The organism is Acinetobacter johnsonii, from assembly GCF_048551975.1.
GTDB classification, from domain to species: domain Bacteria; phylum Pseudomonadota; class Gammaproteobacteria; order Pseudomonadales; family Moraxellaceae; genus Acinetobacter; species Acinetobacter johnsonii_A.
This window is the reverse complement of record NZ_JBIMCF010000284.1, coordinates 1-258: the sequence shown is the minus strand read 5'-3', so window position 1 is coordinate 258 and position 258 is coordinate 1. Positions and strand designations below refer to the sequence as shown.

Genomic DNA, 258 nt, shown 5'->3' with positions numbered 1-258 from the left:
CAAAACTCCTTGCACTGAGTTTATCTCCTAATAATTTGATGCAATGCATCTTAGTTTCAACCAAACTTCGCCGATGATAGCCTGACCATTTTTTCCAGAGCGTCTAGTCTAAACATTTAATTGTTCGAAGTAATTCATTTCGCTCTAGCGAGCTACTCTTTGTTGATGTGTGCTGAAAAAACAGGAGGTTTTAACTTGGTAAACTAAACACACTCATCAGGAGTTTACCATGAGCAAGAAACACAAGACTTACACCAC

The 258-nt window shown here is 38.4% G+C and carries 1 pseudogene; it reads right to left on the bottom strand.

Annotation, left to right across the window (positions count from 1 at the left end):
* Positions 1-163 (bottom strand): annotated as a pseudogene (locus tag ACG9ZB_RS17510) (IS5/IS1182 family transposase); the annotation flags it as partial.
* Between the last annotated feature and the right edge of the window lie 95 nt (positions 164-258).